Below are 20,810 nucleotides of genomic sequence, written 5' to 3'. Positions count from 1 at the left end.
CGCGCCATGAACAAAGCCAGCACCCCCACCGAAGCCGTCCTGACCCGTCGTTCGATCCGTTCGTTCAGCGACAAGCCCGTACCATTGGAAATCATCAAGCAGGTGATGGACACCGCCCGCTGGGCGCCCTCGGGCTGCAATTTCCAGCCGTGGGAGGGCGCGATCCTGACTGGGGAGCCGCTTCGCCAGTTGCAGGAGAAGATGCGGAGTACCCCGCCGCAGAACCCGCAGGAATATTCGTGGAGCGATCCCGAGGTCCTGCCGGAATGCAAGGCACGCCTCGCGCAGGTCGGCGCGGACATGTACGCGGCCATGAGCATCGAACGGTCCGACAAGGCCGCGCGCGGCGATTTCATGGCGCAGAACCTGGTCTCGTTCGGGGCACCCGCGGTGCTGATGGTCTATTTCCCGCGCGTCATGGGCCCGCCGCAATGGTCGGACGTCGGCATGTGGCTGCAGACCATTATGCTGCTACTGCGTGAACACGGGCTCGATACCTGCCCGCAGGAATTCCTCTCGCTCTACGCCAAGCTGATCAAGGAGTACCTTGGCGTCTCGGATGAAACCCATATCTTCTTCTGCGGCATCGCCATCGGCTATCGCGACGAGACCGATCCGGTGAACGGCTTTGATCGCAAGCGCGAGCCGCTGGAAAGCAAGATCCAGTTCCTGGGCTTTGAATAGGACTTGGCCGGCATGAACGTTTCCGAAGCCGTCGCCACCCGCCGCACGGTGCGGGCGTTCCTTGACAAGCCGGTTGATCAGGCAGTGCTGCGCCGGGTGCTGGAAAAGGCGCAGAACGCGCCCTCGGGCGGCAATACCCAGCCGTGGAACGCCACGGTGATCACCGGCGAGCCGCTGGCGAAGCTGCTGGCCGATGTCGCCGCGATCCTGCCCGAGGGGCCGGCGCGGCATAAGCCAGAGTACCACATCTACCCGCCCGAACTCGACGGCGCCTATGCCGAGCGCCGCAAAGGCGTGGGCGAGGCGATGTATGCCGCGCTGGAGATCCCGCGCGACAACAAGATGGGCCGCCTGATGTGGTTTGCGAAGAACTTCCAGGCCTTTGGCGCCCCGGTGCTGATGCTGATCCACACCCCGCGCTACATGGGGCGGCCGCAGTGGTCCGACATCGGTATGTGGCTGCAGACCGTCTGCCTGCTGCTGCGTGAGGAGGGCCTCGATTCCTGCCCGCAGGAAGCCTGGGCGATCTACCAGGAGCAGATCCGGGCCGTGGTGAACATTCCCGAGGATCACATCTTCTTTTGCGGGATGGGCATTGGCTGGCGCGATCCGGATGCCCCGGTCAACCAGTTCCCGGTGCCGCGCGCGCCGCTGGATGAAGCGATCCGCTGGGAGGGTTTCTGAGCCTCTCACTTCTGCTCTGGGTGCCGGTGACAATTGCTGCGGCATCGGCGCAGGTTTTCCGCAACGGCGCCCAGGCGGGGCTGACCAAGACGATTGGCATGCTGGGGGCGACGCAGGTGCGGTTCGTCTTCGGTCTGCCTTTTGCGCTGCTGTTCCTGGCTGCGGCCTTGTGGCTGACCGGCCAGCCGCTGCCGGGTCTGACGCGAACGGCGCTGGGCTGGGCGGCGCTGGGCGCGGTCTGCCAGATCATGGGCACGGCGCTGATGCTGGTGGTGATGCACCAACGCGCCTTTGGCGTCGCCTATGCCTATATCAAGACCGAACCGGTGCTGGTCGCCGTGCTGGGCGTCATCCTGCTGGGCGACCACCTCAGTCCGCTGGCCTGGCTGGCGGTGGGCGTGGTGACGGCAGGAGTGCTGATCGCCTCGGTCAAGCCGGGGGAGTACCGCAATCTCTTGAAAGAGGGACGGATGATCGCTGCGGGTGTTGGTGCGGGCGGGCTGTTCGGCCTCTCCGCCATTGCCTTTCGCGGCGGTATCGGTGCGCTGGAGGGCGGGGATTTCCTGATCCGCGCGCTGACCGTGCTGACGATCAGCCTGACGATCCAGGCGGGTCTCCTGGGGCTGTGGCTGGTGGCGCGCGATCGCGAAGCCTTTACCGGCAGCCTGCGCGTCTGGCGGACCAGCCTGGGTGCGGGATTTCTTGGCGCCTTCGCCTCGGCCTGCTGGTTCACCGCCTTCGCGCTGACCCCGGCGGCCAATGTCCGCACGCTTGGTCTGATCGAAATGCCGCTGGCCGCGCTCTTCGCCGGGCGGCTGACCGGCAAGGCTAGCAGCCGCCACGAAGTGGCCGGATTGCTGGTCGTGATGGCCGGGGTAGGGCTGCTGCTCGCCTCGCTGGCAGCTTGACCGCGCCGCAAGCCTGCGTAAGGCGCGAGGCATGACTACGACGCCCCTCAAGCTGTTCAACAGCCTGACCCGCCAGCTGGAAGAATTCCAGCCCGTCCACCCGGGTGAGGCGCGCGTCTATACTTGCGGGCCGACGGTCTACAATTACCCGCACATCGGCAACATGCGCGCCTATGTCTTCGCCGACGTGCTGGGCCGTACGCTCAGCTTCAAGGGCTACAAGCTGACCCACGTGATCAACATCACCGACGTGGGCCACCTGACCGACGATGCCGACGCGGGCGAAGACAAGATGGAGAAGATGGCGGCCGAGCGGGCGCAATCCATCTGGGACATCGCCCGGCACTATACCGAGGCCTATTGGGCCGATGTGAAGGCGCTGAACATCCGCCAGCCGGCCCAGTGGACGATTGCCACCGAGTTCGTGCCGGCGATGATCGACTTCGCCAAAAGCATTGCCGAAAAGCACTGCTACGAACTCGACAGCGGGCTCTATTTCGATGTCTCGACCGTGGCCGATTACGGCCGCCTCGCCCGCGCCGTCACTGAAGAAGGCGAAGGCCGGATCGACGAAGTGGAAGGCAAGCGCAACGCGGCTGACTTCGCAATCTGGCGCAAGACGCCGCCGGGTGAGAAGCGCCAGATGGAATGGGATTCGCCCTGGGGCCGGGGCGCGCCGGGCTGGCACCTGGAATGCTCGGTCATGTCAGGCCAGGTCCTCGGCTTCCCGTTCGACATTCACACCGGCGGGATCGATCACCGCGAGATTCACCACCCGAACGAGATCGCCCAGAACCAGGCGTTCTGCTGCACCAATGGCCTGAACGTGCCGGCCAATTCCGGCGCAAACATCTGGATGCACAACAACTTCCTGGTCGAACGCACGGGCAAGATGAGCAAGTCGTCAGGCGAGTTCCTGCGGCTGCAATTGCTGATCGACAAGGGCTACCACCCGCTCGCCTACCGGATGATGTGCCTCCAGGCGCATTACCGCAGCGAGCTGGAGTTCAGCTGGGAAGGGCTGCAGGCGGCGCTGGTTCGGCTGAAGCGGATGCTGATGGCCCACCGCAAATGGACCGACACGCTGAAGGAAGGCCGCATGACGCCCGGCGACAGCAGGGAGCGTGAACGCGTGACCAATGCGCTGGTCGCCAGGTTTGAAGCTGCGGTGTCCGCCGATCTCAACACGGCCGACGCCCTGACGGTGCTGGAGGAAACGCTGGCCTTGAAAGGCACAGCACCTGAATGCGTCGCGACTGCGGCTTCGCACATGGACTGGGTAATGGGCCTAAATCTTGGTCACCTGCAACGCACTGACCTGCGCCTGCGCCCCAAGGCTGCGACGATCACCGAGGCCGAAATCGAGGCCGTCCTGGCCCAGCGCAAGGAAGCCCGCGCCGCCAAGGATTTTGCGACGTCCGACCGTCTGCGCGACGAACTCGCCGCGCAAGGCGTCGAGGTGATGGACGGCGATCCACTCGGCTGGGACTGGAAACTTGGAGACTGATATGACCATTGCCGTCCTCTCTTCCATCGCCCGCCCGATCCTTGAACCGCGCCTGCCTGACTGGATTGAACCGCGCTGGTTCGCCACCACCGAAGAGCTGCTGGAGATCGCCGATCAGGCCGAAATCGGCTGGTTCGACCTCTACAAGAAAGAGGACATGGCCGAAGCGGCGCGGCGTGCGGTGCGGATGAAGTGGCTCAATTCGATCTATGCGGGCCTGGAACACATGCCGCTGGCGCTGATGCACGAACGCGGCGTGGTGGTGACCAACGGCGCCGGGATCAACGCCATTACCATTGCCGAATATGTCGTGATGGGGATGCTGACGGTGGCCAAGGGCTATCGCGAGGTGGTCCATGCCCAGGATCGTCACGAATGGCTGATGGATTCGCCCGGCAAACGTGAACTCTTTGGCAGCAAGGCGCTGTTGCTCGGCATGGGGGCTATCGGCTCGCTCATCGCCGAGCGGCTGGCACCGTTCGGGGTGGAAGTGACCAAGGTTCGGCGCACCCCGGGGCCGGATACACTTGCGCCGGACGCCTGGCGCGGCAAGCTGGGTGAGTTTGACTGGGTGATCCTGGCCGTCCCTGCCACGCCCGAAACGGATGGGATGATTGGTGCGGCCGAGCTGGCGGCGATGAAGAGCGATGCCGTGCTGCTCAATATCGCCCGCGGCACCGTGGTCGATCAGGACGCGCTGGTCGAGGCGCTCAAGGCCGGACAGATCCACTCGGCCTTCCTCGATGTCACCACACCAGAACCGCTGCCGGCCGACCATCCGCTGTGGGATCTGCCCAACGCCCATGTCACCATGCACCTGTCGGGCCGCGCGCAAGACAAGATGTTCGTCCGCTCGGTCGATCGCTTTCTGGTGAACCTTGAGCGCTATCGCCGGGGCGAACCGCTTGAGCCGGCCGTGGACCTGCTGCGCGGCTATTAGCCGTCTTCCAGTAACAGGAGCTCCAGTTCCAGCGCCATCTGCGGCTGGGGCAGGGCAACCTGATCGACCGAGATGACCGAGGCATCGGCGACGAGCTGCCCGGGTATCGCAAATTCGTGATCGGGCAGGGCTTCGATCAGCGCCTCGCCGGCTGCAATCGCCTCCGCTCCGATGAAGGCCAGGGTGACGTTGTGGCGCGTACCAGCGAAGGTTGCGCTGGCCCAGTTGCGCTCGGCATGGCGCAGCAGCTCGGCCTGGCCCTGGCCCAGCTCGAACAGCGCTGAAAGCAGGGAGAGCCACGGGCGCCGGCCCTTGCGCTGGGCCGCGGCGGCAAGGGTGCGAAGGATGGCCGGATCATGCAGCACGGTGATTCTCCCGAAAAGTGTTCATGAAATGTTCCACACGCGCTTCCATCGCAGTGCGCGGGGTGCGGCCATTCCGCAGGTCTTGCACAAAGCGCGGATCATGCGCGGCCAGGCGGCCGAATTTGGTCCACGGCATCCCGGTTTCGCGCAGGAATTGCTCGATCCGGCGTATCAGCATGGCAGCGTCTCCCATGGCGAGGGTTGGTTCCGGCCCGGCGAATCGAACCGAAGGAATAATCCTGTTCTCTCTGGCGAAATCCTACTTGTCTAGGAAAAATACATCGTGTAGGAATGATTCATGGTTACCGCCGATCCGCGCCAGCGCCTGCTGCAGCTCGCCACCGAGCGGGGCGCCAGCTTGTCCGCCCTGTCTGACCTGATCGGTCGAAATTCGACCTATCTTCAACAGTTCATTCGCAAGGGCAGTCCGCGCAAGTTGGAAGAGACGGACCGCCGGACGCTGGCGCGGTTCTTTGGTGTGGATGAATTGGAACTGGGTGCGCCAGAGGAATTTTCCTCGCCTGCTGTGTCAAAACCGGTGCGGGGCGACTGGGTCGACGTGCCGCGCCTGCCGCTTGGCGCCTCGGCCGGTCCGGGTACTCTGGCGTTGGAAGAACTGCCGATCGGGGCCTTCCGCTTTTCGGCGCGCTGGCTGCGCGAGCAGGGGCTCGATCCGCGGATGCTTTCGGCGATCCGGGTGGAGGGGGATTCGATGGAAAGCACGCTGCGCGACGGCGACGAGATCCTGGTTGATCGCAGCCCGCGCCCCTTGCGCGATGGGATTCACGTGGTCCGCACCGGCGAAGCGCTGCTGGTCAAGCGGGTCGACCTGGGGCGCCCCGGCACGATTACCCTGCTCAGCGACAATCCCGCCTATCGCCCGATCGAGCTGCCGCCCGAAGAGGTGCAGGTGATCGGGCGCGTCGTCTGGAAGAGCGGCCGCTTGTGATCGAACGCTTGCGGGCCTGGGCGAGGGCCCTCAAACGCGACGTCATGGCCTTGTGGCTCGCCGCGCGCGATCCGCGCGTTCCGATGCTTCCCAAGCTGCTCGCCGGGCTGGTGGCGGCCTATGCGCTTTCGCCGATTGACCTGATCCCCGACTTTATCCCGGTCCTCGGCTATCTCGATGATCTGCTGATCGTTCCGGCCGGGATCTGGCTGGCGGTGCGGATGATTCCGGCGGATGCGCTTGAGGACTTGCGGCTTCGGGCGATCGAAGAGGAACGGCCGGCTTCTTGGGCCGGATTAGCCTTCGTACTCACTGCTTGGCTCGCCGCAGGGGTGGCAGCGTGGGCGTGGCTCGCTGACTAGCCAAACCCGAACAGGCTGGGGGCCAGCCCGTTCCACCACGCAGTTCGCGCGACGAATGGCTCGGCAATATGGATCGGGACCAGCACGGCGGCAGCCAGGCAGGTGATCGGATGGACCTTCCCCAGCGTGCGCCGGTCATGCAGCGCCAGCACGATCAGCGCGGCATCGGCAAACAGGTTGGGTGCCATGTCGAGCCAAGGGTAGGGGAGCGGCATCTCCAGGAACCAGCGCGAGGCTGCCGGTCCCATCAGGTTCAGGATCGCGATGAAGGCCAGCCGCCGATGCCAGTCGATCCGGCGGCGCGTCTCGAAGATCGCCCAGCCCATGAGCAGACTGAACACCAGGATATCGACGAGGTTATAGATCGCCCACTCGAACGGCAGGGGATAGCCGCTGGCAATCCGCCCTTCGATCGCCGCGATTGCCATCCAGAGCCCGAGCGGCAGCATGGCGCCCGCCAGCGCTATCCCGGCCAGGCCGACCTCGCGGTGCAGCCGCACATGGCCGCGCACAGCCAGCTGGGTCTGCAACACGTAAAGCCCGGTCCAGGCGAAGAAGGCCAGGCCGTGCAGGTGCCGCAGCAACGAGAAGGTCTTCGTGCCGGTGACGAGCGGGATGTAATAGGTCAGCGGGAAACTGAGCAGGATCACGGCGGCGATGACCAGGCCGGACCGGGCAAAAAATGGATCGCGGCGCGCTTGCGCCCCGTTACTGGCAACTGTTGTCATGCTTGATCCCCCTAATGCCCAAGGGAAGCCTAACAAAACCGTGGGGCAGGCGATAGTGCGCGGGTCTTGCAATGAACCGGCCTGCCGTGCACATCCGGCCCATGACCGAAACCAAAGCCGAACCGCCGATGCGCGTGGGGATCGTGCCTGTCACGCCGCTCCAGCAGAACTGCTCGCTGATCTGGTGCACCAAGACCATGCGTGGCGCGCTGGTCGATCCGGGCGGCGATCTCGACCGGCTGAAGGCCGCCGTGGAGAAGTGCGGCGTGACGATCGAAAAGCTGCTCGTCACGCACGGCCACCTCGATCACTGCGGACAGACCGGGATTCTGGCCAAGGAACTGGGCGTACCGATCGAAGGCCCGCACGAGGAAGACCGGTTCTGGATTGCCCAGCTCGATGATGACGGCAAGCGCTGGGGCATGGATGCCAAGACTTTCGAGCCCGACCGCTGGCTGCACGATGGCGACAAGGTCACCGTGGGCGAACTGGAGCTCGATGTGATCCACTGTCCGGGCCACACGCCGGGCCACGTGGTGTTCTTCCACGCGCCGTCGCGCTTTGCGATTGTGGGGGATGTGCTGTTTGCCGGGTCAATCGGGCGGACCGATTTCCCCAAAGGCAATCACCAGCAACTGGTGGATTCGATTACCCAGAAGCTCTGGCCGCTGGGTGAGGACGTGACCTTTGTTCCCGGCCACGGCCCCACCAGCACTTTCGGCGCCGAACGCAAGGTCAACGCCTACGTCAGCGACTACGTCCTCAGCTGACTACATCCGGCCGAGCACGACCAGTACGGCCACTACGGCCAGGCCCAGCTGGGTCAGCATGGTGATCAGGGTGCCGACCATCCGGCCCTTGGCGGTTGCCCCGGTGCCATCCATGCCCAGTCCGTGGGCCACGCGGCCCAGCATGTAGACCCCGCCGACGATGGCGAGCCACTGGCCGCCCTTGCCGGCCAGTTCAATCCCGGAGATCAGCAGGAGCACCCAGGGGGTGTTTTCGACAAAGTTCAATTGTGCGCGCATCCGACGCTCGAGCAGCTCGTTGCCGCCGGTGCCGATACTGATCCCGGCCTTGCCGCGGACTTGTCCGCAGCGAATGCCGAGCCACAGATTGATGATTGCGGCAGCAGCGGCCAGTGACAGTGTAGTGGGTAGCAACATAACTCTCTCCCCTATTGGTGGCGCAAAGGGCAGGACGGTGCTTGCAACGCGCGCAATATTCGCTATAGGCGCGCCTTCGCAGCCGCCGGCCCCTTGGTCCAGCGCGGCATACTTAGTCGACCATACGAATTTCAGGAACAGGTGCCGCGATGGCTGTCCCCAAAAGAAAAACGAGCCCGTCCCGCCGGGGCATGCGCCGCAGCCACGATGCGCTGAAGGTCGAAGCATTCCACGAATGCTCGAACTGCGGCGAACTGAAGCGTCCGCACAACCTTTGCACTGCCTGTGGCCACTACAACGGTCGCGAAGTCATCGCCGTCGGGCTCTAAGCCCAGTTAACGGGGGGATAGCGCGATGAGCCTGCCGCGTATCGCCATCGATGCGATGGGCGGTGATGAAGGCGTTCGCGTAATGATCGAAGGCGCCGCGCTTGCGCGTCGGCGCCACGATCGCTTCAAGTTCCTGCTGGTCGGTGACGAAGTGCGGATCAAGGCCGCGCTGGAGAACCACCCGAACCTGCGGGCTGCTTCCGAAATCCTGCATTGCGACGATGTGGTTTCCGGCGATGAAAAGCCAACCCAGGCGCTGCGCCGGGCGAAGACCACTTCGATGGGCCTTGCGATCAATGCGGTGAAGACCGGTGCGGCCGGCGCTGCGGTCAGCGCAGGGAACACCGGCGCGCTGATGGCCATGGCCAAGCTGGCGCTGCGCACCATGCCGGGGATCGACCGCCCGGCGCTGTCGGCGCTGATGCCGACGCTGGGCGAAAATGACGTCGTCATGCTCGATCTCGGTGCCAATACCGATTGCGACGCCCGCAACCTCGTGCAGTTTTCGATCATGGGTGCGGCCTATTCGCGGATTATCACCGGGCGCGATCACCCCCGGGTCCGTCTGCTCAACATCGGCAGCGAGGAAACCAAGGGCACTGAGGCGCTGCGCGAAGCTGCGGCGCAGCTTAACGCCCACAGCGAACTCTCGCTGAAGTTCGATGGTTTCATCGAAGCTGACAAGATTAACCGCGGCGATGTCGATGTGGTGGTGACCGACGGTTTCTCGGGCAACATCGCGCTGAAGGCGATCGAAGGTACGGCCCGGTTCGTAGCGGACCTGCTGCGCCGCTCGTTCGCCTCGTCGCTGCGTTCGAAAGTTGGCTTTCTGATCTCGCGCCCGGCGACAGAGCTGCTCAAACACCATCTCGATCCCAACAATCACAACGGCGCGGTCTTCCTTGGCCTGAACGGCATTGTCGTGAAGAGCCACGGCTCGGCCTCGGCCTTGGGCGTTGCCAATGCCGTGGCCGTTACCGCGCGGCTGCTGGAAGAAAAGCTGACTGAGCGGATCCAGGCCGAACTTGAGCATTTCGGCGCTGAATCGATCCGCCGCGGCGGCAAGGCGGCGGGATGACCCGTCGTTCCGTACTTGTCGGCACGGGTTCGGCTCTGCCAGTCCGGGCCGTTTCCAATCAGGAATTGTCCGAACGCGTCGATACCAGTGACGAATGGATCGTTGAACGAACCGGCATCCGCTCACGCCATCTGGCGGGCGAGGGGGAAACCACCTCCAGCCTCGCTACCGATGCCGCGCGAGCTGCCCTGGCTGCTGCGGGATTGGAACCCAAGGACATTGGTCTGATCGTGCTGGCCACCTGCACGCCGGACCAGACTTTCCCGGCCGCCGCTACAATTGTTCAGGACCGCTTGGGTTGCCATGGCGGGATCGCGTTCGATGTCGGTGCAGTGTGTTCCGGCTTCCTCTACGCGGTCAGCGTGGCCGATGCGATGCTCAAGACTGGCGCAGCGGAACGCGCGCTGGTGATCGGCGCGGAAACGATGAGTCGGCTGCTCGATTGGGATGACCGCACCACTTGCGTGCTGTTCGGTGATGGTGCCGGGGCAATCGTGCTGGAAGCGCGGGATGTGGCAGAAGATGGGCCCGGCATCCTGGCAAGCAAGCTGCATGCCGATGGTGCGCACAACGAACTGCTTTATGTCGATGGCGGACCATCGAGCACCGGCACCGTTGGACACATCCGGATGAAGGGTCGCGAGGTTTTCCGCCACGCCGTCGTAAACTTGGCCGATGTACTGGGCGAAGTGCTTGCTGACACTGGCGTCACGGCGGATGAGCTTGATTGGGTGGTACCGCACCAGGCCAATCAGCGGATCCTCGATGCGACAGCCAAGAAGCTTGGCTTGCCGCCAGAGAAGGTGGTGGTGACAGTCGATCGCCACGCCAATACCTCGGCTGCGTCAGTTCCGCTCGCGCTGGATGCCGCAATCCGCGATGGCCGAATCAAACCAGGCGATCTGGTGATGCTGGAAGCAATGGGTGGTGGCTTCACCTGGGGTGCCAGCCTGGTACGAATGTAACTTTTCCCCGATCAAAACGTCGTTTTTCAGACGCTTTTGTTGCATTTTTACGATATTGCGCTATCCGACCCACTCCGGGTCGCGCCTAATGTTGTTCGAGGGGAGAGAGCTATAATGCGCTCTATGCACACATTGACCCGGGCCGATCTTGCCGAAGCCATCAATCGGAAAGTGGGCCTGTCCCGCTCTGAATCGCTCGGGATGGTGGAAGCGATCCTTGATCACATGGGTAACGCCCTGGAAAAGGGCGAGAATGTGAAGATCTCGGGCTTTGGCACTTTCCTGCTGCGCGACAAGGCTCAGCGGATCGGCCGCAACCCGAAGACCGGCGTTGAAGTGCCGATCACCCCGCGCCGGGTCCTCACGTTCCGCGCCAGCCAGATGCTGAAGGACCGGATCGCCAAAGGGTGACAGGGGCAGACCTCTTCTCAACCGATTCGCCGGCTCCCGGGGCTGCTGCTCCGGGATCGGTCGATGGCAAGGAAGAGGGCGCGCTGCGCACAATTGGCGAAGTCGCAAAAGCGCTCGGTATTCGCCAGCACGTCCTGCGCTATTGGGAAGAACAGTTCCCAATGCTCAAGCCACTGAAAAGAAGCGGCGGTCGTCGATATTACCGTCCTGAAGACATTGCGCTGGTCGAAACGATCGACCGTCTCGTGCACCGCGAAGGCTTCACTCTGCGCGGTGCCCGCCAGGCTTTGAGCAAGGGCAAAGTCAGCAAATCCGAAGCTGCGCCGCAGCCGATCCCGGCACCTGTGCAGTCGGCCATGGCAAGCACGCCCCCGATCAACAGCTCTGCCTTTCGCGCGCGGCTGATTGCGCTGCGTGCCACACTGGTCAAGGCGCTGCACGACAGCTAATCCTGCTCGTTAGAGAGCGAGGATTCCCATGACTCAGAATTACGACGCCGACCTGGCGCTTTTCATCAATGGCAGTTGGAAGATCGGCGAGGGGCGCGACCTGTTCCCGGTGGTTGACCCGTCCAGTGGCGAGACGATTGCCGAAGTGCCGCTGGCCAGCCCCGCCGATCTGGACGAGGCACTGGCAGCAGCCGAGCGCGGCTTTGCCCTGTGGAAAGCGACGCCGGTTGAGCAACGCGCGGCCGTACTGAACAAGGCCGCCGCCCTGCTGCGCGAACGCGCCGATGGCATTGCCCGCATCCTGACGATGGAACAGGGTAAGCCGCTGGCCGAGGCGCGCGGCGAAGTGATGTCGAGCGCCAGCCTGTTCGAATGGTGCGCAGCCGAAGCATCGCGGATCTATGGCCGCGTGCTGGTCCGGCCAACCGGGCAGCGCGCGCTGGTTACGAAGCAGCCGGTTGGCCCGGTCGCAGCCTTCAGCCCCTGGAACTTCCCGGTCTACCTGATGGCCAAGAAGCTGGGGCCGGCCCTGGCAACGGGCTGTTCGGTGATCGCCAAGCCGCCTGAGGAAACCCCAGGCTGCACCGGCGCGCTGGTGCGCTGCCTTTATGACGCCGGCCTGCCGGGTGATGTGGTTCAGCTGGTCCACGGCGTGCCCGACGCGGTCAGCCGCCACCTGCTGGCCTCTCCCGTGATCCGCAAGGTCAGCTTCACCGGCTCGGTCCCGGTTGGCAAGCACCTGATGCGGCTGGCCGCAGACGGGCTGAAGCGCGTGACGATGGAACTGGGTGGGCACGCGCCGGTGCTGGTCTTCGATGATTGTGATCTCGAAAAGACGCTCGACATGGTCGTGCCGCAGAAGTTCCGAAATGCCGGGCAGGTCTGCGTGTCGCCGACCCGGTTCTATGTCCAGCAGGGCATCTATGACCGGTTTGTCGAAGGCTTTGCGGCCCGCACCGCCAAGGTGAAGACTGGCAACGGGCTTGAGGGCGATACAAACATGGGTCCGCTCGCCAATGTTCGACGCCCGGCTGCGATTGAAGCGCTGGTCGAGGATGCCCGGGCCAAGGGCGCCCGGGTCCTGGCGGGCGGCAATCGCGGCAATGCCGGGTTCTTCTTCCAGCCGACGCTGCTGGCCGACGTGCCCGACAGCGCCGACATCATGGCCAACGAGCCATTCGGTCCTGTGGCCGTGGCCGCGCCGTTCGTGGACCTTGACGATGCGATCACCAAGGCCAACCGCCTGCCTTACGGCCTTGCCGCCTTTGCCTTTACCGAGCAGATGCGCCGCGCCAACCTGCTGGGCGATGCGCTGGAATCGGGCATGGTGGGGATCAACACCTTCGCCATTTCGGTTCCGGATTCACCCTTCGGCGGGGTCAAGGATTCGGGCTTCGGCAGCGAAGGCGGGATCGAGGGGATGGAAAGCTACCTCGTTACCAAGGCGATCCACATGGCCTGAAGGCGTGGGGGGTGCCTTGCGGGGCACCCCCGTGCTTTATCAGGCTGGTAGCAGATCCTCAATGCCGTAGAACTTTGCCGCAGTGCCGGCGTAAAGCGCGCGCTTCTCGTTGGCGCTGGCGCCAGTCGTCAGCCGCTTGAAGGCGTTCCACAGCACAGGATAGCTCGCGCCCCACTTGTCGACCGGGTAATTGCTTTCGAACATCCCGCGCTCGGGGCCGAAGGCCTCGATGCAGGTTTCGATATAGGGCCGCCACATTGCCGCCAGTGTCTCAGACGAAAGACCCGCCGCCGGGCCATGGTCGGGCAGGCCGGCGAAGGACATGGCAAGGCCGCCCAGCTTGATCGATACGTTCGGGCATTCAGCAATCGCGCGGATCTTGGTGCGCCAGGTGTCGAACCGTTCGTGCAGCTTGCCATGGTATGAACCCATGCCCAGCGGCGTGCCGCAGTGATCAAGCACGATCGGCTGGTTGGGGAAGGCCTTGGCCAGGCTCAGCACATCGTCAAGCTGAGGCTCTAACAGCCAGGCATCGAAAGTCAGCCCGCGCTTGCCCAGTTCGGCAAAGCCTTCGCGGAACTTGCTGTCAAGATAGAGCCCGGCGGGATGGTGGAACGGCGGGCCCAGCACGTCGGGATCGGCATCCCAGGCCGCAGCATGGCGAATTCCGCGGAAGCGGCCACCGCCCGCCGCGGCCAGTGTATCCAGCACAGCACCGGCACGGCTACCCAAGGTGAGATCGGCATGTCCCACGATCGCGTGGCACAGCCGCTGGCTGCCATAGAGCCCGCTGGCGCTCTGCGCGGCGACGCCGTTCACATATTCGACCTCGCCCACGACCTTGAGCTCGTCGCCAGCGCCGGCCTTGTAGAAGGCGCCGCATTCCATGAACACCGTGCCGATAACGTTGTGACCACTGGTCGTATCGGCGTGCAGCTCGTTGAAGGTGTAATAGGCCGAGAGCGCGATGCTGGAGATGAAATGATGGACTGGCTCGGGGAAGGCGCCCATCAGCGGACGCAGGTCCCACAGGTGATGGTGCGGATCGATGATGGGCAGATCTGGTTCCAGGATCGCTTCGCTCACGGGGTCACTCCTCTCCGGTTCTCTTTGACGTGCAGCTTATGGCCCGATGCGGGTTTGACAAGCACAGACCGGCCCCGCATTAATCGATCGATTAAAAAAATCGTGGACGAGGGGTTGGGATATGAATTTCGAACATAGCGACAAGGTCAAGGCGCTGCTGGCCCAGGTCAGTGCCTTCATGGATGAGCATATCTATCCCAACGAGCAGGCCTATCAGGACTTCGTGACCGATCCGGCCAACCTCTGGCAGGAATGGCCGGGGATGGAGGAGCTGAAGGCCAAGGCGAAGGCGCAGGGCTTGTGGAACTTGTTCCTGCCGCACGAGTATGGCGAATTCTCGCCGGGGCTGACCAACCTGGAATATGCGCCGATTGCCGAGCTGCTCGGCCGCGTGCCGTGGTCCAGCCAGGTGCTCAATTGTTCGGCCCCCGATACCGGCAACATGGAAGTTCTGGCCAAGTTCGGCAGCCCCGCGCAGCAGGAAAAGTGGCTGAAGCCGCTGCTCGAAGGCACAATCCGTTCGGCCTATGTCATGACCGAGCCGCAGGTCGCGTCATCGGACGCGACCAACCTTGAGTTGTCGATCACACCCGATGGCGATCACTATGTCCTCAACGGGCGCAAGTGGTGGATCTCCAACGCCATGCACCCGCGCTGCACGATCTGGATCGTGATGGGCAAGACTGATTTCAACGCCCCGCGCCACGCGCAGCATTCGCAGATCCTGGTCGAGCCCGACACGCCAGGTATCACCATCGTCCGCCACCTGACGGTCTTCGGCTCTCACAATTCACCCGGCGGGGAGTGCGAACTGCGCTTCGACAATGTCCGCGTGCCGAAGGAGAATCTTATCCTGGGCGAGGGGCGCGGCTTCGAGATCGCGCAGGGCCGCCTTGGGCCAGGCCGGATCCATCACTGCATGCGCTCGATCGGCCAGGCCCAGCGGGCGCTGGAAATCATGGCGCGGCGGGCCGACAGCCGTACCGCCTTTGGCAAGAAGCTGGCCGACCAGTCTTCGATCCGCCAGGACATCGCCAAGAGCTTCTGCGAGATCGAGATGGCCCGGCTCCTCACGCTCAAGGCGGCCGATGCGATGGACCGGTTTGGCAACAAGGTGGCCAAGGACCTGATCGCCGCGATCAAGGTGGTCGCGCCGCAAATGGCACAGACTGTCTGCGATCGCGGCATCCAGATGCATGGCGGGATGGGCGTGTCTGACGATACGCCGATTGCCCGGTTCTTCACACTAAACCGCTTCGTCCGCATCGCTGACGGGCCGGACGAGGTGCACATGAGCCAGCTCGGCAAGCAGAAGATCAAGGAATATGTCGCGATGAACGAGCGGTAAGGGCCATGGCATCACTATTCGATCTCACCGGCAAGGTTGCGCTCGTCACCGGCGGCAACAGCGGTATTGGCCTTGGCATGGCTGAGGGCCTTGCCCAACACGGTGCTACTGTTGTGATCTGGGGCACCAATGCCGAACGCAACGTCAAGGCGGCCGAGCAGATCCGCAGCCACGGCGGCGAAGTTCGCGCGGCGCAGATCGACGTATCCGATGAGACGGCCGTCGCCGCCGGCATTGCAGCGATCATCGAGGAGTTTGGCCGCATCGACCAGGCGATTGCCAATGCCGGCATCTCGATCCCGCGCAAGAGCCTGTTCGATATCTCCGCGGCCGACCTTGAGCGGATCGAGGCGATCAACATCCACGGCGTGTTGTTCACCCTGCGCGAGGCGGCGCGGCACATGATCGCGCGGCATGAGGCGGGCGACAGTGGCGGCTCGCTGGTCGGCATCTCATCGACCTCGGCAATCCACGGCGCGGCGCGCAACGAGCACTATGCCGCCACCAAGGGTGCGGTGGTCACCATGATCCGCGCTATGGCGGTCGAACTCGCGCGCTATGGGATTACCGCCAACTCGATCCTGCCCGGCTGGACCCGCTCGGGACTGACCGAGGGCTTGCAGGGTTGGGACAAGTTCAACGACAACGTCATCAGCCGCGTGCCGACCGGCGGCTGGATGGACGGGTCGGACTTTGCCGCCATTGCCGTCTATCTCGCCAGCCGCGGCTCGCGCCACCATACCGGCGATTCGATCGTGATCGACGGTGGCTACACGATTTACTGAGCGGAGGACTGGCATGAAGGCCCTGCGATATTACGGCGCACGCGATGTCCGGTATGAAGGCATGGACGATCCCACGCCGCAGTCCGACCGTGACGCGGTGGTCAAGGTAACGGCCTGCTCGATCTGCGGATCGGACCTCCACATCTATCACGGCCACGGCTTTTCCGATGATCTGGGCTTCTGCGTCGGCCATGAGGCCGTCGGCGAAGTGGTCGAGGTCGGCCGGGCGGTCCACCGCCTCAAGGTGGGGGACAAGGTCATGCTGCCGGCGGCGGTAGGCTGCGGGGCTTGCCGCTCCTGCCTGGCCGGCAATGTTGCCAATTGCGCCAATAATGCCGGGGCCTGCTATGGCCTTTCGGCCAAGCTCCAGGGCTCGCAGGCCGAGGCGGTGCGGGTGCCGGCTGCCGACATGAACGCTGTGCCAGTGCCCGAAGGTGTTTCGATGGAACAGGCGCTGATGATGACCGACGCGCTAGCGACGGCCTGGTTCGGTGCGCGCAACGCTGACATCAAGCCGAGCTCGAGCGTTGCGGTAATCGGCCTTGGTCCTATCGGTTTGATGGCAGTCGACAGCGCCCTCGTGATGGGTGCGCACGTGGTCTATGCAATCGATCCGGTGCCCGAGCGCCGCGCCATGGCCGAAGCGTCCGGCGCGATCGCGCTCCATCCTGATGAAGCGCTGGAGCGGATCAAGGAGGACACGCTCGGGATCAAGATCGACTGCGTGGTCGAAGTGGTCGGCTCCGATGCCACGGTCGATTTCGCGCTGCGGCTGGTGCGGCGGCGCGGAACAGTCTCGGTGATCGGCGTCCAGCAGAGCAAGCGCTTTGCCTTCCCGCTGGAGCGTGCCTTTGGCGCTGGTCTGACCTTCCGGGTAGGGACCTGCTCGGTGCCCGAGGAACTGCCGGCGCTGTTCCCGCTGGTCCAGTCGGGCCGGCTGCGCCCCGAACGCTATGTCAGCCACCGCATGCCCCTCAGCCAGGGGACGGAGGCCTACCGGCTGTTCGAGGCGCGCGAAGCCGGAGCGCTCAAGATGGTGCTGCTGCCGGACTAGGTCCGGGCAGCACCATTGGCGGCGCTGAGCACGGCGCGGACTGAGGCGGTTGCGACGTCCTCGTCAATGCCAACGCCCCAGACTGTCTTGCCGTCAGGCCCAATGCATTCGACGTAGGCTGCTGCGCGGGCATCCGAACCGGCGGTCATCGCGTGCTCGGCATAGTCCTTGACCTCAAGCGATACGCCAAAGGTCTCGGCAATCGTCGCCACGACCGAGCTGATCAGGCCGTTGCCGCGACCTGAAACGGACTGCTCCTTGTCATCAACCGCGATCTTGCCAGCGAAGATGCGGGTGCCGTCGGCTGCCTTGCTTTCCTCGTAGTCAACCAGTTGGAAGTGCTGCGGCGTGCTGAGGTGATAGGTCTTCTGGAACACGGTCCAGATATCCTCGGCAAACAGTTCGCGGCCCACTTCGTCGGCCAGCTCCTGGACATGGGTTGAGAAGTGCGCCTGCATCTTCTTGGGCAGCTTGAGGCCCTGGTCCTGTTCCAGCACCCAGGCGAAACCGCCCTTGCCGGACTGCGAGTTGACCCGGATTACCGCTTCGTAATCGCGGCCCAGATCAGCCGGGTCGATCGGCAGGTAGGGCATTTCCCAGGTCTCGTCATTCTGCTGCTCGCGTGCGGCAAAGCCCTTCTTGATCGCATCCTGATGGCTGCCCGAGAACGATGTGTAGACCAGCTCGCCCACGTAAGGATGTCGCGGGTGGATCGGCAGCTGGTTGCAGTACTCCACGGTCTTGGCGATCGCGTCGATGTCCGAGAAATCGAGGCCGGGATCGACGCCCTGGGTGTACATGTTGAGGGCGACGGTCACGATATCGCAGTTGCCGGTGCGCTCGCCATTGCCGAACAAACAGCCTTCAACCCGGTCACCGCCAGCCATCAGACCCAGCTCGCAGGCCGCGATGCCGGTGCCGCGGTCATTATGGGTGTGGAGCGAGATCACCACCTTGTCGCGATCCGGGATCGAACGGCTGAACAGTTCGACCTGGTCGGCATAGACATTGGGCGTGGCGCATTCGACCGTTGCCGGCAGGTTGAAGATGATCGGCTTGGCTGTGGTTGGCTGGAGCACCTCCATGACTGCCGCACAGACCTCGACCGAGAAATCGACTTCGGCGGTCGAGAAGGTTTCCGGCGAATATTCGAAGTGCCAGTCGGTCCCGTGATACTTCGCCGTCTGATCGCGCATGATCTTCGCGCCTTCGATCGCGATCTGCTTGATCTCGGCGCGGCTCATTCCGAAGACGATCCGCCGCCAGGCCGGGGATACCGCGTTGTAGACGTGGACGATGGCCTTTTCCGCGCCTTCCAGGCTGGCAAAGGTGGTTTCGATCAGGTCACGGCGCGACTGTGTCAGGACTTGCGGCGTGACGTCGGAGGGAATCCGGCCACCTTTGACCAGGCCTGAAATGAAATCGAAGTCGGTCGCGCCCGAGGCCGGGAAGCCGACTTCGATTTCCTTCACGCCCACCTTCAGCAGCAGATCGAAGAACCGGCTCTTCTTCTCGGCCCCCATCGGGTCGATCAGGGCCTGGTTGCCATCGCGCAGGTCGGTCGAAAGCCAGCGCGGCGCCTGGGTGATGACACGGCTGGGCCACTGCCGGTCGGGCAGGTTGATGGGCGGGAAGGGGCGGTACTTGACCCCGGGGTTCTTCAACATGGTCATGGCATGGTCTCGACTTGGTACTGCGACTGTCTAGCGGTGCGTTTGGGTCCCTTGGGCGCTGCTGCGCGCCGCAGGATGGCACGCCAGCTCACGCCCAAGGGCGGATAAGTCGCAGGGTAAGGCCAAGCGGAGAAATCATGGCGCTAGCCTATGGCGGCAGGAATCGCCGCTGTAAAGCGGGCATCGCACATTCGTTGCTTTGGCCTTGCACTCGCGGCAATAGGGTTGCCGAACACAGCCATTGGAATGACCGAATGAGATTCGATCCGACCCGTCTCGACCGTATCCCCGCTTTCATCAAGGACCGCTACCTCGATACCGGCAAGCTGCCGCACGCCCAGGTGCTGGTGGCGCACCGGGGGAAGATCGTGCACTTCTCCTCGCAAGGCGCTGCGCGCGAGGGGGCTTCGGCCCAGATCGACGAAGGCACGATCTTCCGCATCGCTTCGATGACCAAGCCGGTCACTTCGGTCGCCTTCATGCAATTGCTTGAACAGGCGCAGGTGGCGCTCGATACGCCGGTCCATCATGTCCTGCCCGAGTTCAAGGACCTGGCTGTCTACAACGGCGGCGGTGGTGGGGTCGGCTTCCTGACCAGACCCTGCGAGCGGCCGATGCAGATGGTTGACCTGCTGCGCCATACTTCGGGCCTGACCTATGGCTTCCAGCAGCGCACCAACATCGATGCCGCCTATCGCGAGGGCAAGATCGAGAATTGGCATGGTAATCTGACGCTAGACGAGTTCATCGGCGCGCTGGGCAAGCTGCCCCTGGAGTTCTCGCCGGGCGAGGCCTGGAACTATTCGGTCTCGACCGACGTGCTCGGTGCCGTGGTGGAGCGGCTATCGGGCCAGTCGTTGCATGAATACTTCCGCGATAACATCTTCGCCCCGCTGAAGATGGATGACACCGGGTTCATGGTGCCCGAGGGGCAGACCCACCGCTTGCCCGATTGCTATACGATGGTGCCGGGCAAAGGCCGGGTCCTGCTTGATCGCGGTGCGGAAAGCCTGTGGGCGAAGATGCCGCGCTTGGTCTCGGGCGGGGGCGGGCTGGTCTCGACCGCGCTGGACTATCACCGCTTCAACACCATGCTGCTGAACGGCGGCGAACTCGACGGGGCGCGGATCCTGGGGCGCAAGTCGATCGAGCTGATGACGCTCAACCATCTGCCCGATGATGGCGATCTCGCCTCGTGGTCAAGGTCGCTGTTCAGCGAGGCGACCAATGCCGGTGTCGGGTTCGGTCTGGGCTTCGCGGTCAACCTCGACCCGGTGCGGACGATGATCCCGGGTTCGGTCGGGGAGTATTACTGGGGCGGGATGTATTCGACCGCCTTCTTCGTCGACCCGGTCGAGGAGATCACGATGGTCTTTATGACCCAGCTGGCCCCCAGCAGCACTTACCCGATCCGGCGTGAGCTGAAGACCCTGATCTATTCGGCGCTCGTCTGACATGAGCGTGGACAGCCTTTACGAAACGATGGGCCTTCACCGGATCGTCGAAATGAGCCCCGACGGCCACGCGCGGCTGGAGTACTTCGCCAAGCCGGGCATGTGCCATTCGGGCGGCGTAGTGCAGGGCGGCTTCGTTACCGGCTGGATCGATGCTGCCATGGCCCATGCGGTGATCGCCGTGCTGGGCGATGAGGTCACGCCGATGAGCCTTGAGATCAAGGTCAGCTTCTTTGCGCCGGTTCGCCCCGGCCTGGTCGTGGCCGAAGGCTGGATTGAGCGGCGCGGGCGCAAGACGGCCTTCCTTGAAGGGCGGCTGCTGGACGAAGCGGGCAATGTGCTCGCCAAGGGAACATCAACAGCAACACTGTTCGACCGGGCCAAGGTGGAGGCAGCAGCGAAAGCGGCAATAGGGGGATAAAG

At 63.9% G+C, this 20,810-nt stretch carries 25 protein-coding genes; 19 read left to right on the top strand and 6 right to left on the bottom strand.

The window, feature by feature from the left end; all coding sequences use genetic code 11:
- Positions 1–6: 6 nt before the first annotated feature.
- From FRF71_RS14510 to FRF71_RS14490, 5 genes are read left to right on the top strand one after another with little or no spacing between them, the layout of a single operon-like run.
- Positions 7–684, top strand: a complete 678-nt coding sequence (locus FRF71_RS14510; RefSeq protein ID WP_147091328.1) for a nitroreductase — start codon at positions 7–9, stop codon at positions 682–684.
- A 12-nt stretch (positions 685–696) separates the two neighbouring features.
- Positions 697–1,368 (top strand): nitroreductase, encoded by a 672-nt coding sequence (locus tag FRF71_RS14505; protein ID WP_147091327.1) that lies wholly within the window; start codon positions 697–699, stop codon positions 1,366–1,368.
- A 26-nt stretch (positions 1,369–1,394) separates the two neighbouring features.
- Positions 1,395–2,276: an EamA family transporter gene (locus FRF71_RS14500; RefSeq protein ID WP_238339274.1), complete on the top strand. Its 882-nt coding sequence runs from the start codon at positions 1,395–1,397 to the stop codon at positions 2,274–2,276.
- A 31-nt stretch (positions 2,277–2,307) separates the two neighbouring features.
- On the top strand, positions 2,308–3,783 hold the full coding sequence (cysS, locus tag FRF71_RS14495; RefSeq protein ID WP_147091325.1) for a cysteine--tRNA ligase: 1,476 nt from the start codon (positions 2,308–2,310) through the stop codon (positions 3,781–3,783).
- A 1-nt stretch (position 3,784) separates the two neighbouring features.
- Positions 3,785–4,723: a D-2-hydroxyacid dehydrogenase gene (locus tag FRF71_RS14490; RefSeq protein WP_147091324.1), complete on the top strand. Its 939-nt coding sequence runs from the start codon at positions 3,785–3,787 to the stop codon at positions 4,721–4,723.
- On the opposite strand, the gene FRF71_RS14485 is transcribed toward FRF71_RS14490, so the two are convergent.
- The gene (locus FRF71_RS14485) at positions 4,720–5,088 is read right to left on the bottom strand and encodes a hypothetical protein (RefSeq protein ID WP_337678490.1); all 369 of its coding nucleotides are present in this window, start codon (positions 5,086–5,088) and stop codon (positions 4,720–4,722) included. The genes FRF71_RS14490 and FRF71_RS14485 overlap by 4 nt on opposite strands.
- Entirely contained in the window at positions 5,078–5,266 is a 189-nt protein-coding gene (locus FRF71_RS14480) for a hypothetical protein (RefSeq protein WP_147091323.1), read from the bottom strand. The genes FRF71_RS14485 and FRF71_RS14480 overlap by 11 nt, the downstream gene beginning before the upstream one ends.
- Before the next feature lie 120 nt (positions 5,267–5,386).
- On the opposite strand from FRF71_RS14480, the gene FRF71_RS14475 reads away from it, so the two are divergent.
- Both FRF71_RS14475 and FRF71_RS14470 read left to right on the top strand, forming a co-directional pair.
- Positions 5,387–6,037 (top strand): S24 family peptidase, encoded by a 651-nt coding sequence (locus tag FRF71_RS14475; RefSeq protein WP_147091322.1) that lies wholly within the window; start codon positions 5,387–5,389, stop codon positions 6,035–6,037.
- A 44-nt stretch (positions 6,038–6,081) separates the two neighbouring features.
- Positions 6,082–6,399 (top strand): YkvA family protein, encoded by a 318-nt coding sequence (locus FRF71_RS14470; RefSeq protein ID WP_147091321.1) that lies wholly within the window; start codon positions 6,082–6,084, stop codon positions 6,397–6,399.
- Here FRF71_RS14470 and FRF71_RS14465 read toward each other — a convergent pair.
- Positions 6,396–7,127 (bottom strand): hypothetical protein, encoded by a 732-nt coding sequence (locus FRF71_RS14465; RefSeq protein WP_147091320.1) that lies wholly within the window; start codon positions 7,125–7,127, stop codon positions 6,396–6,398. The genes FRF71_RS14470 and FRF71_RS14465 overlap by 4 nt on opposite strands.
- A 101-nt stretch (positions 7,128–7,228) precedes the next feature.
- On the opposite strand from FRF71_RS14465, the gene FRF71_RS14460 reads away from it, so the two are divergent.
- Positions 7,229–7,897 (top strand): MBL fold metallo-hydrolase, encoded by a 669-nt coding sequence (locus FRF71_RS14460; protein WP_147091319.1) that lies wholly within the window; start codon positions 7,229–7,231, stop codon positions 7,895–7,897.
- Here FRF71_RS14460 and FRF71_RS14455 read toward each other — a convergent pair whose 3' ends face one another.
- On the bottom strand, positions 7,898–8,293 hold the full coding sequence (locus FRF71_RS14455; protein WP_147091318.1) for an MAPEG family protein: 396 nt from the start codon (positions 8,291–8,293) through the stop codon (positions 7,898–7,900).
- 149 nt (positions 8,294–8,442) lie between these two features.
- Between FRF71_RS14455 and rpmF the strand changes: the two genes are divergently transcribed.
- The 6 genes from rpmF (at position 8,443) to FRF71_RS14425 (ending at position 12,987) form a co-directional block, all read left to right on the top strand.
- Entirely contained in the window at positions 8,443–8,622 is a 180-nt protein-coding gene (rpmF, locus tag FRF71_RS14450) for a 50S ribosomal protein L32 (protein WP_147091317.1), read from the top strand.
- A 25-nt stretch (positions 8,623–8,647) separates the two neighbouring features.
- Positions 8,648–9,700, top strand: coding sequence for a phosphate acyltransferase PlsX (gene plsX / locus FRF71_RS14445; RefSeq protein WP_147091316.1), 1,053 nt, complete (start codon positions 8,648–8,650; stop codon positions 9,698–9,700).
- Entirely contained in the window at positions 9,697–10,665 is a 969-nt protein-coding gene (locus FRF71_RS14440; protein ID WP_147091315.1) for a beta-ketoacyl-ACP synthase III, read from the top strand. Before plsX ends, FRF71_RS14440 begins: the two co-directional genes overlap by 4 nt.
- 114 nt (positions 10,666–10,779) lie before the next feature.
- Positions 10,780–11,076, top strand: coding sequence for an integration host factor subunit alpha (locus FRF71_RS14435; RefSeq protein WP_147091314.1), 297 nt, complete (start codon positions 10,780–10,782; stop codon positions 11,074–11,076).
- Positions 11,077–11,159: 83 nt separating this feature from the next.
- Positions 11,160–11,525, top strand: a complete 366-nt coding sequence (locus FRF71_RS14430) for a MerR family transcriptional regulator (RefSeq protein WP_238339571.1) — start codon at positions 11,160–11,162, stop codon at positions 11,523–11,525.
- Between the two features lie 28 nt (positions 11,526–11,553).
- Positions 11,554–12,987 carry an NAD-dependent succinate-semialdehyde dehydrogenase gene (locus FRF71_RS14425; RefSeq protein ID WP_147091312.1) on the top strand — a complete coding sequence of 478 codons (1,434 nt, stop codon included), beginning with the start codon at positions 11,554–11,556 and terminating at the stop codon, positions 12,985–12,987.
- Positions 12,988–13,026: 39 nt separating this feature from the next.
- Here FRF71_RS14425 and FRF71_RS14420 read toward each other — a convergent pair whose 3' ends face one another.
- Positions 13,027–14,073 (bottom strand): amidohydrolase family protein, encoded by a 1,047-nt coding sequence (locus FRF71_RS14420; protein WP_147091311.1) that lies wholly within the window; start codon positions 14,071–14,073, stop codon positions 13,027–13,029.
- A gap of 121 nt (positions 14,074–14,194) precedes the next feature.
- Between FRF71_RS14420 and FRF71_RS14415 the strand changes: the two genes are divergently transcribed.
- The 3 genes from FRF71_RS14415 to FRF71_RS14405 are packed head-to-tail and all read left to right on the top strand — an operon-like array spanning position 14,195 to position 17,260.
- The gene (locus tag FRF71_RS14415) at positions 14,195–15,421 is read left to right on the top strand and encodes an acyl-CoA dehydrogenase family protein (protein ID WP_147091310.1); all 1,227 of its coding nucleotides are present in this window, start codon (positions 14,195–14,197) and stop codon (positions 15,419–15,421) included.
- 5 nt (positions 15,422–15,426) lie between these two features.
- Positions 15,427–16,206 (top strand): SDR family NAD(P)-dependent oxidoreductase, encoded by a 780-nt coding sequence (locus FRF71_RS14410; protein ID WP_147091309.1) that lies wholly within the window; start codon positions 15,427–15,429, stop codon positions 16,204–16,206.
- 13 nt (positions 16,207–16,219) lie between these two features.
- Positions 16,220–17,260 carry an alcohol dehydrogenase family protein gene (locus FRF71_RS14405; RefSeq protein WP_147091308.1) on the top strand — a complete coding sequence of 347 codons (1,041 nt, stop codon included), beginning with the start codon at positions 16,220–16,222 and terminating at the stop codon, positions 17,258–17,260.
- On the opposite strand, the gene leuA is transcribed toward FRF71_RS14405, so the two are convergent.
- Positions 17,257–18,933 (bottom strand): 2-isopropylmalate synthase, encoded by a 1,677-nt coding sequence (gene leuA / locus FRF71_RS14400; RefSeq protein WP_147091307.1) that lies wholly within the window; start codon positions 18,931–18,933, stop codon positions 17,257–17,259. The genes FRF71_RS14405 and leuA overlap by 4 nt on opposite strands.
- A gap of 254 nt (positions 18,934–19,187) precedes the next feature.
- Between leuA and FRF71_RS14395 the strand changes: the two genes are divergently transcribed.
- A complete protein-coding gene (locus FRF71_RS14395; protein WP_147091306.1) occupies positions 19,188–20,387 on the top strand; it encodes a serine hydrolase domain-containing protein in 1,200 nt (399 codons plus the stop codon).
- Position 20,388: 1 nt separating this feature from the next.
- Complete coding sequence (locus tag FRF71_RS14390; protein WP_147091305.1) at positions 20,389–20,808, top strand: PaaI family thioesterase; 420 nt, start codon at positions 20,389–20,391, stop codon at positions 20,806–20,808.
- Positions 20,809–20,810 lie beyond the last annotated feature (2 nt).

It is taken from the genome of Novosphingobium ginsenosidimutans, assembly GCF_007954425.1.
In the GTDB taxonomy this organism is placed as follows: Bacteria; Pseudomonadota; Alphaproteobacteria; order Sphingomonadales; family Sphingomonadaceae; genus Novosphingobium; species Novosphingobium ginsenosidimutans.
Note: the sequence above shows the minus strand (reverse complement) of the source record. Positions and strands in the feature narration are given on the sequence as shown.

What these genes read in the sequence shown, in the direction of transcription:
- FRF71_RS14510 (WP_147091328.1), top strand. Translation starts at nt 7, where the DNA reads ATGAACAAAGCCAGCACCCCCACCGAAGCCGTCCTGACCCGTCGTTCG.
- FRF71_RS14505 (WP_147091327.1), top strand. Translation starts at nt 697, where the DNA reads ATGAACGTTTCCGAAGCCGTCGCCACCCGCCGCACGGTGCGGGCGTTC.
- cysS (WP_147091325.1), top strand. Translation starts at nt 2,308, where the DNA reads ATGACTACGACGCCCCTCAAGCTGTTCAACAGCCTGACCCGCCAGCTG.
- FRF71_RS14490 (WP_147091324.1), top strand. Translation starts at nt 3,785, where the DNA reads ATGACCATTGCCGTCCTCTCTTCCATCGCCCGCCCGATCCTTGAACCG.
- FRF71_RS14480 (WP_147091323.1), bottom strand. Translation starts at nt 5,266, where the DNA reads ATGCTGATACGCCGGATCGAGCAATTCCTGCGCGAAACCGGGATGCCG.
- FRF71_RS14475 (WP_147091322.1), top strand. Translation starts at nt 5,387, where the DNA reads ATGGTTACCGCCGATCCGCGCCAGCGCCTGCTGCAGCTCGCCACCGAG.
- FRF71_RS14470 (WP_147091321.1), top strand. Translation starts at nt 6,082, where the DNA reads ATGGCCTTGTGGCTCGCCGCGCGCGATCCGCGCGTTCCGATGCTTCCC.
- FRF71_RS14465 (WP_147091320.1), bottom strand. Translation starts at nt 7,127, where the DNA reads ATGACAACAGTTGCCAGTAACGGGGCGCAAGCGCGCCGCGATCCATTT.
- FRF71_RS14460 (WP_147091319.1), top strand. Translation starts at nt 7,229, where the DNA reads ATGACCGAAACCAAAGCCGAACCGCCGATGCGCGTGGGGATCGTGCCT.
- FRF71_RS14455 (WP_147091318.1), bottom strand. Translation starts at nt 8,293, where the DNA reads ATGTTGCTACCCACTACACTGTCACTGGCCGCTGCTGCCGCAATCATC.
- rpmF (WP_147091317.1), top strand. Translation starts at nt 8,443, where the DNA reads ATGGCTGTCCCCAAAAGAAAAACGAGCCCGTCCCGCCGGGGCATGCGC.
- plsX (WP_147091316.1), top strand. Translation starts at nt 8,648, where the DNA reads ATGAGCCTGCCGCGTATCGCCATCGATGCGATGGGCGGTGATGAAGGC.
- FRF71_RS14440 (WP_147091315.1), top strand. Translation starts at nt 9,697, where the DNA reads ATGACCCGTCGTTCCGTACTTGTCGGCACGGGTTCGGCTCTGCCAGTC.
- FRF71_RS14435 (WP_147091314.1), top strand. Translation starts at nt 10,780, where the DNA reads ATGCGCTCTATGCACACATTGACCCGGGCCGATCTTGCCGAAGCCATC.
- FRF71_RS14425 (WP_147091312.1), top strand. Translation starts at nt 11,554, where the DNA reads ATGACTCAGAATTACGACGCCGACCTGGCGCTTTTCATCAATGGCAGT.
- FRF71_RS14415 (WP_147091310.1), top strand. Translation starts at nt 14,195, where the DNA reads ATGAATTTCGAACATAGCGACAAGGTCAAGGCGCTGCTGGCCCAGGTC.
- FRF71_RS14410 (WP_147091309.1), top strand. Translation starts at nt 15,427, where the DNA reads ATGGCATCACTATTCGATCTCACCGGCAAGGTTGCGCTCGTCACCGGC.
- FRF71_RS14405 (WP_147091308.1), top strand. Translation starts at nt 16,220, where the DNA reads ATGAAGGCCCTGCGATATTACGGCGCACGCGATGTCCGGTATGAAGGC.
- leuA (WP_147091307.1), bottom strand. Translation starts at nt 18,933, where the DNA reads ATGACCATGTTGAAGAACCCCGGGGTCAAGTACCGCCCCTTCCCGCCC.
- FRF71_RS14395 (WP_147091306.1), top strand. Translation starts at nt 19,188, where the DNA reads ATGAGATTCGATCCGACCCGTCTCGACCGTATCCCCGCTTTCATCAAG.
- FRF71_RS14390 (WP_147091305.1), top strand. Translation starts at nt 20,389, where the DNA reads ATGAGCGTGGACAGCCTTTACGAAACGATGGGCCTTCACCGGATCGTC.